8 protein-coding genes are annotated in these 14,267 nt (G+C 38.0%); all 8 read right to left on the bottom strand.

The window, feature by feature from the left end; genetic code table 11:
• Nucleotides 1-37 precede the first annotated feature (37 nt).
• Nucleotides 38-766 (bottom strand): energy transducer TonB, encoded by a 729-nt coding sequence (locus tag CA834_RS03175; RefSeq protein ID WP_094967199.1) that lies wholly within the window; start codon nucleotides 764-766, stop codon nucleotides 38-40.
• A gap of 29 nt (nucleotides 767-795) precedes the next feature.
• Nucleotides 796-1,194, bottom strand: a complete 399-nt coding sequence (locus tag CA834_RS03170) for a VanZ family protein (protein WP_133085445.1) — start codon at nucleotides 1,192-1,194, stop codon at nucleotides 796-798.
• A complete protein-coding gene (gene gcvH, locus CA834_RS03165; protein WP_094967197.1) occupies nucleotides 1,187-1,567 on the bottom strand; it encodes a glycine cleavage system protein GcvH in 381 nt (126 codons plus the stop codon). Before gcvH ends, CA834_RS03170 begins: the two co-directional genes overlap by 8 nt.
• A 60-nt stretch (nucleotides 1,568-1,627) precedes the next feature.
• Nucleotides 1,628-8,923: a T9SS outer membrane translocon Sov/SprA gene (sov, locus tag CA834_RS03160; RefSeq protein ID WP_449441471.1), complete on the bottom strand. Its 7,296-nt coding sequence runs from the start codon at nucleotides 8,921-8,923 to the stop codon at nucleotides 1,628-1,630.
• Between the two features lie 5 nt (nucleotides 8,924-8,928).
• The gene (gene ruvA / locus CA834_RS03155) at nucleotides 8,929-9,510 is read right to left on the bottom strand and encodes a Holliday junction branch migration protein RuvA (protein WP_094967195.1); all 582 of its coding nucleotides are present in this window, start codon (nucleotides 9,508-9,510) and stop codon (nucleotides 8,929-8,931) included.
• A 165-nt stretch (nucleotides 9,511-9,675) separates the two neighbouring features.
• Nucleotides 9,676-11,961, bottom strand: coding sequence for an NADP-dependent malic enzyme (locus CA834_RS03150; RefSeq protein ID WP_094967194.1), 2,286 nt, complete (start codon nucleotides 11,959-11,961; stop codon nucleotides 9,676-9,678).
• 49 nt (nucleotides 11,962-12,010) lie between these two features.
• Nucleotides 12,011-12,937, bottom strand: a complete 927-nt coding sequence (queG, locus tag CA834_RS03145) for a tRNA epoxyqueuosine(34) reductase QueG (protein ID WP_394346592.1) — start codon at nucleotides 12,935-12,937, stop codon at nucleotides 12,011-12,013.
• Nucleotides 12,934-14,262 (bottom strand): cytochrome P450, encoded by a 1,329-nt coding sequence (locus CA834_RS03140; protein ID WP_094967193.1) that lies wholly within the window; start codon nucleotides 14,260-14,262, stop codon nucleotides 12,934-12,936. The genes queG and CA834_RS03140 overlap by 4 nt, the downstream gene beginning before the upstream one ends.
• Between the last annotated feature and the right edge of the window lie 5 nt (nucleotides 14,263-14,267).

Genomic DNA, 14,267 nt, shown 5'->3' with positions numbered 1-14,267 from the left:
GAATGGGATTTTAATTATTTAAAAGTTACCTTGTTTATTAATCTTGTACTTGGAAAACAATTGGCAATGAATAAGGAACAATTACAGCCTTACCCCTTTGCTTACCTGGTTTCATTTTAGGCAGAAGACTAATAACCCTTTTTGCCTCTTTTTCTAAACCTGGATGAGGGCCTCTAGCTCCTACCCCGGTAATATTTCCGTTTTTATCTATTTTAAACGAAACAAAAATACGCTTTTTCCCAGGAGGTAAACCTAGATCACTCGCCAAGTCTACATTAAATTTTTTATTAACAAATTTGGCGACTTGCTCAGACATACATTTCTTTTTGGCGGCATTCCCTTTCTCCTTTTCACAACCCGGAAAGATAGGAACATTTTCAATTACTGAGAATGGCACCTCGATATCCTCTTCCACTTCTTCCACTGCTACATCCTCAACTTCAACAATTTCTGCCTCCATTTCAGTTTCAGTAGACTCAATTACCGTTTCTTCCACTTCTTCCTCATCCTCAACCACTTCAATAACTTCTGGCGCCGCTGGTGGTGGTGGCGGTGGCGGTGGCGGTGTTATTATTTGTTCTGTTATTGGCACTTCCTCCTCCAACTCATCGTCTAGGTTAAGGGAATCTAATGCAATATCACTTTTATCGTATGTTTTGTAATTAATCGATAAATATGTAACTGCGAGCATTAATGCTAAACCTACTGCGAAATATATTGAGCTATTGCGGCTTACATCGGACTTCGGATTCTTTTTAGGTTCCATAATTTTGTGTTATTTCTAGCTGCGCTAATTTAATTAATAAAAAATAAAAAAAGCAAGGCTTTAAAGATATTTAACTTAAAGACATTTAATATTCTAGCAATAAATGTGCCAAGAGCAACGCCCAAACAATTAGAGAGTAAATCTATAATATCATATGTTCTATTAGCATTAATTTGATGTTGAACAAGCTCTAGAAATACACCAAATAACAAAAGCGCAATGAAAATAATGGCAGTGATTTCCTTAGACTTAAACGCCCTTGCATAAGACATCCATAAAAAGGCAAGTACTACGTATGCCAATAAATGATATATCTTATCATCCAAAGAGGAACCCAAACTGGGGATATCTTCTAAATCAATTAAAGTAACCAATACTAGTGCCGCTGTATAAATCATTGACGCTAGCAGTAGTAGTTTTTTAAGCACTTACGAGAGCTTTGTAATCCTCGGCAGAGAGTAAGTTGTCTAATTCAGCTTCATCACTAAATTTCAGCTTAATCATCCATCCATCACCATAAGGATCTTGGTTTACTTTTTCAGGTTCATCCTCCAAACTCTCATTGAATTCAATAATCTCACCCGATAGGGGCAAAAATAAATCTGAAACTGTTTTCACGGCTTCAACTGTTCCAAAAACTTCTTCCACTTGCAATGTTTCATCTAAGGTATCAACCTCAACATACACTATGTCTCCTAATTCACCCTGAGCAAAATCAGTGATTCCAACTATGGCTACATCACCTTCAATTTTTACCCATTCGTGGTCTTTGGTGTATTTTAATTCTGATGGTATATTCATCTTTTAAGTTGTAAAATATTAACAAAGCAAAAGTAATTTTTTAATTGCTCGAATTCAAAATTAATTACCAAAATTATACCGTAAGGTAATACCAGAACGCAGTGATGTTTGTGGAAAGGAGGTTGATATTGCGAAATCTGAGAAGGTATAGTCGAAATAGAAAATAGCTGTTAGGTTTTTACTAAAGGCATAATCTGCGGTAAACTTTGCATTCCAGATTGTTTGGCCGGCAGTAACTTGATTATTTTCTATATCTAAATATCTAATAATGGTTTTGTTATCCCTCACGGATATATCTGCACGCATATTCAAATCACTTTTAATAATTTGCTTTGCACCGGCTAATTTAGAACGAATCCGTAAATCCTTAACTCTATAGCCTAAGCCAAGTGTATATTCCTCGCCTTGTATTTCGGTTAATAAATTGTTATCAAAACTCAAGGAGAGAAGTCTATCGGTTTTAACTTCTGCCAATACTTTCAATGAATTTTTAAGTTCAAATTCCAAACGGATAAGCGGGCTAAACTGTTCTTCTAAATTAATATTGCTAAAAAGTGTTGCATTCTTAAAATTACCCGCCTGATCTAAAACCTCGTCTGGCTGGTTCTCATAGGGTTGGCCAGTGTTTAAAAGGTCTTCATCTAAATCTAGGTTATTTCTAAACTGGTTGATTGTATACCTAGACCGATAACCGTGTTGCACAGAAAAACGCCTAAAGGTTTTTTTGAACCAGGGGATACGCATTAAACCCGTATACTTAATTTGCCAATTTGGTATGGGCACGTCTCTAAATGCGCTAGTGCTTATGCTCTCTGCATCACTGCCTTGATAAGCTGCCAAGAATGCCGGTAATAATACCCTTTGGCTATTTTTCCCAAATCCAAGTGGATAGCCCTCAGCATCTGTGGCAAAGTTGTTGGTGCCATAAAACGCTCTTGCCAACCTATTGGCAATTATTAAACGGTTTGATCTAAAATCGTCAAAGGCGACAGATTGAGTTTCATCACTCCTGCTGAATGCCGTTCTAATTAAAGCTGTAGATATATTGAAATTGCCAAAAGAATTAGTAATTAGATCTTCGTATTCATCACTTAAATTGTCACCATTATTATCTAATCCTCTAAAATTTTGATTCAAGTTTTCGGCAAAGGTCCGGTTACCTATAAGATCAATCTTTAGGTCTCGCATGGGTTCTAAATTCATGGAATAATCCAATGTCTTATTAGTAACCTCGGTATACTGTTGATTAAACTCCGGAAAGACAGTAAGCCAGCCATTGCGAGCAACAATATCCCTAATGTCACTTTGACTTCCAAAAGTATAACCTAACGTAGGCCTTAATGTCCCTATAAAGCCAGGGGTTGGTAAGTAGCCCGGTAGAAATGTACCATTGTTTTCTGTGTAATTAAATTGAATACGTTTTACCATGGTGACGATATCTACAAGTGTATTGTAAGCTTTATTCCCTGTACTTAATTTGTTAGGGTCCTTGTTTTCGTCTGCAGCACCTTCTGCAGATGCCTTTTTATTTGCATTCGTCGTGGTTGTTCTTCTACTCCTCATCCTTGGGTTACCCTTTTTTACGAACCCAATGTACCTGTAAAAGGTTTCCATATTCAGGGTAGTATTGATATTGTGCGTGTTGGAATTTTGGATGGTATGACCGAGATTAAAAGTTCCCAAATCCGTTACCAAATTTTCATTTAAATCAGACCCCTTCTGCCATTGAAACGCACCGTTATAAACATATGTAGTTCTTAAAAATGCTAATGCTGGAATCTTATAAAGGGGGAGTTCGTAATTTACCTGTAGCTGTTGTGTTTGGAAATTAGGATCTCCAAGATCAAAAAAGCCATCCCAAACATCAAGCTCTGGGTCTTGCCGACCATTGATTCTATCATCTATAAAATAGTTTCTTACGATATTGGTATTGGCAGCGGTAAAATTTAAACTTAGGGCATCTGTTAAGTTGTAATTTATTACGTATTGAAAATCGAAGGTGTAATTTCGCCTAAACAGTTCTTCAATACCGATATTAGCTCCGCCCAGTTCAACTTCTCTAAATTTTTGTTTACTAAATTGTCTATTAATGTCTGTATTCACCGAAAAACTAGAAGGAAGTAGATTAAAATTAAAGTCTTTCAGTATTTTCCAATAGTCACCCGTAAATAGGGAGTCGTTCTTTTTGAACGGTTCTATTTTAGCAGGTTCAAAGGCGTAGTTGTAATTGACGCCCGCTCTAATATTTTGATCCAAGGCCCCTTCTATTTCAAAATCGCGATGCTCTACCTGATTGTAGGAATAATTAAACGTCAAATTCTCAACATCATAAACTCTTCTTTTTGAATCGCCCGTCTTTTGTTTTCTTACGCCGATAAAATTTATACTTTTCCGTTTAGTATAACTTTCTGACTGTCGTCGTATACGCTCCTCTTCTTCTTGACTTTCTGCGGCATCCAATCTTGATTCCAATGTTAAATCATTATAAAACTGGTCAAATTGAGGTGTTACCAGTTCCTCGCTTTGCGCATAATTAAATGGAATCTGAACACCCCATTTTTTTGGAAGCAACTGCCCCAACTGAATATTGGTCACAAAATCGTATTGCTGTATATCTTCCCTACTTCGTTGGTTTGGGTTTTGCTCTATACCTCCAAAGCCTGTAGTACTGCGTCGGCCTGTTGCACTAACATCTGCAAAATCCGCAATATTGGAATCCACACTAACCACAGCAGCCCAACCTCCTTCGTTGTCTAAGTCAGACATCCGTAATTCATTGAACCAAACCTCTCCGCAAGCAGTTGGATTATTGATGGAACTACCAGAGTTTTTGACTCCAACCATCAATACACGGATATTTCCAAAGTTGGGATTGCCTTGTATGGCAACTCTTTGCTGTTTTGGGCTACTAAGTATATCGTTAAATGGTACGTTACCCGTTGCAAGTGGCGTTTCATTAAGTTGACCATCTACTACATTATAATATGTCGGAACATCATTACCTAAAGTACCTGCGGAAATACCTAACGCTTTTATTTTTTGTAAGAATTCCAAGGGTATATCGATTTCATTGAGTTCTGGCCAAACACGCCTCTCTAAACTCCCGTCCGCAAAATCTGTTGGTAATAACGGAACCTCTATTTGATAAAAATTTTGATTGAAGTCATTCCCCATTCTAATAAAACCAACCAACTCTCCTGGATCTAATGGTGCTCCATCTAGGCCCTCCGCATGCAAAAACATTCTCAAGCGCTTATACTGGCGCATGTCTAAATTTATATTCTTAAAAACACCTCTTGAGTCTGTTGGTTCTAAATCACAAGCTTGAAGAACGAGGGATTGCTCATTTTGTCTAATAATATTATTGTTATTGTTAAGTTCTTCCCGTCTTACACCAGGGGGAATCACATAATTGCCATCATTTTCCTGAACCCCTATAATAGCCACGTTGAAATCTGCATCTGGACTGTTATTATTGGGGTCATTATCAAGGTCTAGGGTATAACGTCTCCAATCACTACGCACTAAATCCAAGCTAGCAAAGCGCAAAACCGTACTTTCCGTGAAGTCTCTCAATACTAAACGCGCAAACCTTACTGATCTAATATCTGTAATGCCACCAATTCTTCTAGTCTCTTCATTTATCGGTATTCTATATTGATACCATGTCACATCCCTTTCATCTCCATTTGGGAGTGTGACTTGAGCAACTTTAATATCATTGATTTGAGGATTATTAATATTTAAACTTGTTTGATCGATGTCAATTTCATATTCAAAGTAGCTATCAATAGTATTCATGGTATTATCACGGTTGATGTCTTCAACATCGGGCTGTGTTGTCGATCCTCTATTCGTGTCGGTGAATATATCTGGTGTATTACCCTCTAAACCATTATACCTTTTATACCGCTCAAAAATATTACCATCGGTATTGAGATAATAGGTATAATTATCCTTGGCAGGATCTTCACCAAATTGGGTTCCAAATGCCGCCAGTTCTTCTGTGTCATCATAACCATCAAGACCCACATCTTGATTAGCCCGTTCCTCACCTGTGGTTGCGAAGGTGTAAATTAAAGATTGGCTTTGAGGCACAACACCACCAAAATCCGTAGGTGTTAATCCGCTTATATCCCCATCCTCTGGTAATCCGTTTTCAAATTGTTTTTTACCGTCCCTGAGCACATCTTCAGAAATGTTACCGAGGTTGACCAATAGCTTTCCTCCTGGATTGGAAGGATTATCCAAGAATGGGTCTTGTAACCAAAACTCTATATATTCCACATTGGCTTGTTCAAAATCGGTTGAGGTTATCTGTCTTGAAATTCCTGCCCAGCTTTCATTGGGGTTTAAATTGTCAGAAGTAGCTAATGGATCAAAATTGTAAGGTCCCCGTTCCGATGGATAGTAGACCAAATCCAAGGTATTAATTACTGATGTTTGGCCTTGCACTATGTCTACCTGTGGAAATATTTCTTCGATAAAAACACGTCGAGTATATAAATTTGATACATCATCATCAGTGATGCCATCTGGACGTTGATTACTATAAAAAATTGGGTCTATAGTATACCAGTTCAAAAACGCTCTACCATAACCACTCTCAGGACCATTGATACTGCTTCCTCTTACACCTGGTAATTCAGATGGTCTACTTGATAAAAACCAAGATAAAGGACTCAATAGGTCTATGGCGCCTTGCGTACCCTCGAAGTCATCGATATAGGCTGTAGCTTCACCATTGAAATCCGTTCCTTTTGGCGCACCTGGCAATAAATAGGCAAACTCACCCCTAAGAGATACATTCGATGGCACATCTGTATCCACATTTGGTAGTTTATTGGCAAGCCGGGTCAAAAAAGGAACTTCTGTAGAATAATTTCCATTAAACCCAAAGATGGTATTGTTTATAGGTTCGGTATCAAAATTGGCTTTTTGTGTTATGGGCCTCTCATTAAGATTTAATAAGGTTGCACCTAAAACAAAATTTTCATTGAACTGATGCTCAACATTAATACCCGTAAAACGCCTTGTCTGTTGCCCAAAAACAGCATTGTTCTCCACAGATACATTTATTGGTGTATTCGATGCTTTTAAAGCCTCGTCGAGAATCTCCACACGACCTAACTGATAATTTACAGTGTAATCTATACCTTCAACAAGCAATCTACCACCAGCAGTAACGCGGACCGAGCCACGTGGTACATTAAAAGCTCCTATAGGAATACCACCATCACCGCCGCTACTTTTAAACCGCCCCTTTATTTGGAACTTATCTTTTTGAGATTCTTCTAGAGCTTGAGTCTTAGTGGACTTATACAACAAATCATAAACATACTTTTCTTGATTTGGATTGTCGTATATATCTTGATCGTAGTCACCTGGGTTATTCTCATCATCCAAGACGTCAAATAAATATTTTCCAAAAGGTTGTGTTTTGGTAAAGATTATTTTTCCATTTTGAACTAAAACCGTACGCCCTGGAACAAAATCAAAAAAACCATCACCGCGTTCCTGCGGGTCGTTATTAAAATTCAACCTATCTAAATGGAACAACCGTATTAATGGTGTCTCTTGAATCTGTGAATCGTCATTAGGGTTATTAGGTGTGTTATTGTCGTATATTGGGAAGGACGTTCCCTCTACTGGCGTGATATAGTTTAAAGCTGAAGCTTCTGTATAAAAAATATTAAGTCTAAAATCCTCTTGGCTCAATTGAAAGGCTCCGGTATCATAAATATTCTTCATCATCAAATTCCAAATAGGCTGATCAACGGCAGTTACCGCACTTTTCAACATCTTTAAAACCAAACTTTGATTATTGATTACCTGGTTGCCATTATTTCCTTCACCTACTTGTGTAGCATCAACACCGTCATTTGCAAATTCACCTACTTGATAGACTTGACCTCCCACTGTAAATTGATAGGCCACCGCCAGTACTTCGTCATTGAGTAACCTTTGATTCAGAGAAATATAACCTAAATCCGTACTTAAAAAATAATCTTGTCCTTCAATAAGCTTTCTTGCACCTTCCATTTTACCATAATCAAAACCTTCATTTGCAGTGACTGAAATTCCGGCTTCAACATTTGTAATATCACGGATATTGTCGTTTAAAATTGAGGTTGAACCAATTGTTGTCGGATCTAAATCATTATTGCCGTTATCTGGGAATGCATTGGGTCCTACATTGAAAAAATTTGCAGGAAACCCAGGTATTAAATTACCTGCATCATCAAAAGGAAGGCTAACCTTATCAGGTGTAGGATCTGATTCTCCTAAATCCTGAAACGCTACTATGTTTCTTATATTTTCGGTCTGATTATTTCTGTTGGTCACCCAAACCTCTACTCTAGTGATTTGCAATCCCTGGTTGTCTATAAATGGATATTGCAGTAGTGCCTTATCATAATTATCCTCAAAATATTGGGCTAAAAAAAAGTGACGGTTTTCATCATAGTCTCTAGCAAAGAATTCAAACTCTTCAAGTGTTCCTCCACCTTGAGCGACTACTGATCGAGACTGGGATTGCTGTTCTGAAAAAACAGCTGTTACCCTGGTTTTTCCAAATTGTAACTCGGTCTTCACACCGAATAGGCTCTGGGCACCAGTAATCAACGAGCTATTCAGTGGCATGTTCACATTACCTACTTCAATCTTTCTTACAATATCATCTTCTGTTGGTGTGTATTCAAGCTTTACTAGATTCTGAAAATCGAATGTGGACTCTGTATCGTAATTAGCAGTTACCTGTAAGCGTGTACCCACTTTACCTAATAAACTCAAGCTTATTCTTTGATCAAAATCAAATGTAAAGTTGGTTCGGTTTCTGGGCGAAAATGCCGGATTATCTTGTCTAGAAAATAAAACTCCCAAATCTACTTCCACGGAACCTTGTGGGATAACATTGATTGTATTGCCGCCAAAAATAGTTTCAAAAAGACCTGAGTTAACATAAAATTCAGGTAGCAAATTTTTCTGGTCTTCATCTGTGCCATCCTTTTGACCGGCCACAGCATCTGCCATTCTTTTGTAATACTCCTTGAGTTTTTCCTCAAGGACAAGTTTTCTAAACTCCTCTGGTGTTAAAATTAGTGGGAAATTAACATTAAAGTTACCTATTTTCTCAGTATAAATATAACGGTCTAAAATAGGATCATAAGTGTATTTTGATACGATACTATTAGGGTTGGGCATTTGAAGCTTACCGAAAGCAAAGGTGGTTTTGGTAGAATCTTGGGCTTCTCCTTCATTTTCTTGCGCACCCCCACCCAAGCCACATAGCATGATAAGAACTATAAGGCAATAAAAACTATGTGATTTGTTGTGATTATAGTTAGTATGATTCAATCGCATTACAAGTTTTTTAGAGCTTCCTTTATAATTTGCTCTACTAGTGCATCTGGTTGGGTTTTTAAAATTCTATCTATAACTTTTTCTGATTGTTTTTTGTTAAATCCTAAAACTTCTAATGCAGATAACGCTTCATCCTTATGCGTATTGTTCGGTATAAGAGAAAGTTCGTCCATGCCATAAACTTTTAACACTTTATCCTTCAAATCAATGATAACACGTTGCGCAGTTTTTGCTCCAATACCTTTAACGCTCTGAATTAAAGCCACGTCTTCACTAGCTATACCCTCCTTAACCTGGTCTGGAGTTAATGAAGATAACATTGTTCTTGCTGTATTAGCTCCGATACCACTTACGGAAATTAATAATTTAAAGATTTCCCGCTCTACTTTTGAAGAAAATCCGTACAAACTGTGGGCGTCTTCACGCACCTGCAAATAGGTATATAACTTGATATTTTCCCCGTCGGGAATTTGAGAAAATGTGTGCAGTGATATATTTATGAAATAACCTACGCCGTTGCAGTCTATAACAATATCAGTAGGGTTTTTTTCAACTAATCTACCCTCTAAGTGTGTAATCATATAATTTTTGCTATCAACTTAGATTAAACCAAGAAAAACGAACGCCTATCTTGAAAATCCTTAAATACTTAAAGATTGAAGTTAGCATTTTAGTTAGTTCTAAGGTTAAAGACCCAAATGTAATAAAATAATTTACATTTCAAGTCCCTAAATAGCAGATAGACTTTACGCTTTTTGCTGCCGTTTTTCGCGCTCTTGGGCATCGATAACTGCAACCGCTACCATGTTTACCATCTCATCTACACTCGCATCTAATTGCAAAATATGTACTGGTTTATTCATGCCAATCATAATAGGACCTATTGACTCTGCTTTATTGAGCTCTTTAAGCAACTTATACGTAATATTTGCTGCATCCAAATTTGGAAAGATCAAGGTGTTCACTTTCCGCCCTGCTAACTTTGAAAAAGGAAATTTATCTTGGAGCATTCCTGGATTGAGTGCGAAATCCGTTTGCACCTCACCATCTACTACCATTTCTGGATAGGTCTCGTGTAAAATTTTCACGGCTCTGTTTGCCTTCTTGGCATTTGGGTGGTCCGAAGAGCCAAAATTAGAATAGGAGGTCATGGCAATAACCGGGTCAACACCAAACAACTTACAAACCCTTGAAGTCATATAAGCAATGCGCGCCAAATCTTCCGCCGTTGGATTGATGTTAATTGCCGTATCACTTAAAAATAATGGACCCCGTTGCGTCATCATTACGTTGGTTGTTGCTACGCGGGTTACACCTTTAGCCATACCTATGAGCTGTAACATAGGCTTTACCACACTTGGATAACTGCGAGAATACCCTGTGATGAGGGCATCTGCATCTCCTTCGTTCACCATCATAGCCGCAAAATAATTACGCTCTCGCATTATTTTTCTTGCTGAATACTGGGTAACACCATCTCGTTGGTGTTTTTCCCAATAGGCATCTGCATATCTGTTTTTTCGTTCCGTTTGCTCATCTGCCTTAGGATCAATAATTTGAATTTCGGCATCAAAATCAATCTCATTCATTAAATCACGAATCACCTCTTGCCTTCCCAAAAGAATAGGAATAGCCACACCCTCATCGTAAGCGATTTGAGCAGCTTTCAGGACACTAAGTTGATCTGCCTCTGCAAAAACCACACGTTTAGGATTCGTTCTAGCTCTGTTTAAAAGTAACCTGACCAACTTGTTATCAGAACCTAAACGGTCTAACAGGTTATTTTTGTACCGGTCCCAATCTTCAATAGGCTCTTTTGCCACGCCACTTTCCATAGCAGCTTTAGCAACTGCTGGTGGAATTTCTGCAATTAACCTTGGATCGAAGGGTTTAGGAATAATATAGTCTCGCCCAAAGGAAAGACGGGTTTCACCGTATGCAATATTAACTTGTTCTGGAACTGGTTCCTTTGCTAAATTTGATAGGGCCCTAACCGCCGCCATTTTCATTTCTTCATTTATTTTTGTAGCCCTAACATCTAAGGCTCCTCTGAAAATAAATGGAAAGCCAAGTACATTATTTACTTGGTTTGGATGATCACTTCGTCCAGTGGCCATAATGATATCATCTCTCGTTTCTATGGCCAACCTATAATTTATTTCAGGATCTGGGTTGGCCATAGCAAAAACAATTGGGTCTTTTGCCATTGACCTTAGCATCTCGGGAGTTACGATATTTGCCATTGACAATCCGATAAAAACGTCTGCATTAACCATAGCTTCATCTAGAGTATCAATTGCCCTGTGTGTGGCAAATTCTGCCTTTTGAGACGTAAGATCAGGTCTATTGCTTCTAATAACCCCTTTACTGTCCAACATGACAATATTTTCAGGTTTAGCTCCAAAAGCCTGATATAATCTGGTACAGGAAATAGCTGCGGCACCAGCACCACTTACCACAATTCTAACGTCTGCAATCTTCTTTTCTGCCAACTCTAAGGCATTTAACAAGGCTGCCGCCGAAATGATTGCAGTTCCGTGTTGATCGTCGTGCATAACAGGTATATCTAACTCCTCTTTTAAGCGCCGTTCAATTTCAAAGGCTTCAGGTGCCTTAATATCTTCAAGGTTTATCCCTCCAAAAGTTGGTGCAATGTTTTTAACTGTTTCTATAAAAGCATCTACATCCTCGGTATCGACCTCAATATCAAATACATCTATATCTGCAAAAATTTTAAACAATAAGCCTTTCCCTTCCATTACTGGTTTAGACGCTTCCGGACCAATGTTTCCTAAACCTAAAACCGCTGTTCCGTTAGAGATAACAGCCACCAGATTTCCTTTAGCTGTATATTTATAAACATTATTAATATCCTTCTCAATTTCTAAACAGGGTTCAGCAACACCAGGAGAATAGGCCAAGGATAAATCGCGTTGGGATGCGTACTTTTTAGAGGGTATGACCTTTATTTTACCAGGAGTGGGCTTAGCGTGGTACACCAACGCCTCTAAACGTTTACTTTCTTTGCTCATGGACCTAAATGGATTAAGTTGTAAAGATAAGGAATGTGCGATTTTATTTTTAAGATTTAAGAAATCTTATATTTCGCTCTAGACCTGAAAACTTGGTGCGCTTTACTGCGGAATTTTTAAAGACCTTTCTAAATGTGTCTTCCGTAATTTCTTCCCAGTCTTTTTTAGTCATTTCCAATAACTCCGGATGTGGATTAAACAAGGGTTCGTTATGCGGTTTTGAAAATCGATTCCAGGGGCATACATCCTGGCAAACATCACAGCCAAACATCCAATCATCAAATTGGCCTTTAAATTCTGTTGGAATATTGTCCTTAAGTTCTATTGTAAAGTACGAAATACATTTACTACCGTCTACGACATAGGGTTCGGTAATCGCTTCTGTTGGACAAGCATCTATACAGGCCGTACACGTACCACAGTGGTCAGTAACAGGTGTATCATAGTCCAAGTCCAAATCGATAATCAATTCTGCAATAAAATAGAAAGAACCGACTTGCTGGGTCAGTAAATTAGAGTGTTTACCAATCCAGCCCAAACCAGACTTTGCCGCCCAGGCTTTATCTAAAACCGGTGCCGAATCCACAAAGGCTCTTCCATGCACGTCTCCAATTTCGTCTTTAATAACCTGTAATAGTGATTTTAATTTGTCTTTAATTACAAAATGATAATCCGTTCCATACGCATATTTAGAAATCTTATATGAGTTTTCATTTTGTAATTCTGAAGGATAGTAATTCAATAATAAAGAGACCACACTTTTAGAACCTTCCACCAATAATGTAGGGTCTAATCGCTTATCAAAATGATTTTCCATATAGCGCATTTCGCCATGCCTATTCTTATTGAGCCATGCTTCAAGCCTTGGTGCTTCTTCTTCCAGAAATTCAGCCTTGCTTATACCGCAGGATAAAAAGCCCAAACGTTTGGCTTCTGCTTTTATTAGTTGGCTGTATTTGGATTTGTTTTCAATCACCGTTTTTCAAATTTTAAAAAAGCATTTTTTGGCTTCAGGGTAATGAGCGGTGTTATGTCGATGTCATCAAATTTAGGATATATCTTGTATCTAGAAACCAGCTCCCTTACAGCAATAATCATCTCAAACATAGCAAAATTATTCCCAATACATTTTCGTGGTCCGGCACCAAAAGGAAAGTACTGTGATGAAAATTTTCTAGAACCTTCTGAAAAACGTTTTGGATTAAAGGTATTGGGTTCCTCCCATAAATCAGGATGCCTATGGATTTCAATCACAGACAATAATAAGTTAGACCCTGGTTTAAAGGTCATCCCATTAAATTTATCTTCCGCAATGTTTAAGCGGTCTATAAAATAGGCTGGCGGATACAAACGCATAGCTTCTTCAATAACCTGGGTGCAGACCGTTGAAGCCATTACCCGCGTCATAAGGTCCTCGGATTGTGTATTCACCACTAGAATTTCTTGGCAAATCTTTTCTTGCCATTCTGGATGCAAGGCCAAAAGTTGAAAGGTAAAGGTCAACGCGTTTGAGGTGGTCTCGTGACCAGCCGTAAATAAAATTAGAATTTCATCAATAAGCTGTGCTTCTTCCATAGCACCCCCATCTTCATAGCGGGCTTCTAGAAGCATGTCTAGTAAGTCGTTTTGCTTACTTCCTGAAGTACGTCTCTCATTAACAATCCGGCTTAAAATTTGCCTAGCCTCGGCCGTTAATTTAAGATGTTTTTCTATTTTACCACTAAGGGAGAACCACCACCCCAAATAAGGCTGTCGAAGTTCTTTCACTAGCATTTTTTGTGCGGCCTCGGTGATGTATTGCAGTCTGTCAATATCATTTTGATTTGCTGCACTACTGAATAATGATTTGACAACGGTTTGAAATGCCAAGTCATTTAGAATTGGAAAAATATCTATGGTTTTGTTAGCTACAACTTTTTTGTACTCCGTAAGAATGGCAACTTCTATAGATGCTAACAAACCTTTAAGCTGCTTTTTATGAAATGCAGGCTGAATAAGCTTTCGCTGTCTGCGCCAATGAGCACCTTCGGCTGTCAATAAGCCCTTACCCACGTACTTGGCTAAGTCTTTGGTCTGAATTTTGGATTTAGTATAATTCTTGTGATTTTTTTGAAGAACGTATTCCGCAAAAGCAGCATCCCTACAAAAATAAACCTTAGTATTGACTCCTAACTTTAAACTGAAAATATCACCCTTTTCCATAAAATTCTTATGGTGAAAAGGCAGGGGATTTTTTACAATATCTAAGGCATGCCTTAAAAAACTGCTTAAAGGTACTTCAGGGATATATCGCTCCTCCATTTTGA

Origin of the sequence: Winogradskyella aurantia (assembly GCF_002266855.1) — a bacterium.
Taxonomy (GTDB): domain Bacteria; phylum Bacteroidota; class Bacteroidia; order Flavobacteriales; family Flavobacteriaceae; genus Winogradskyella; species Winogradskyella aurantia.
This window is presented reverse-complemented; position numbering and strand designations above follow the sequence as displayed.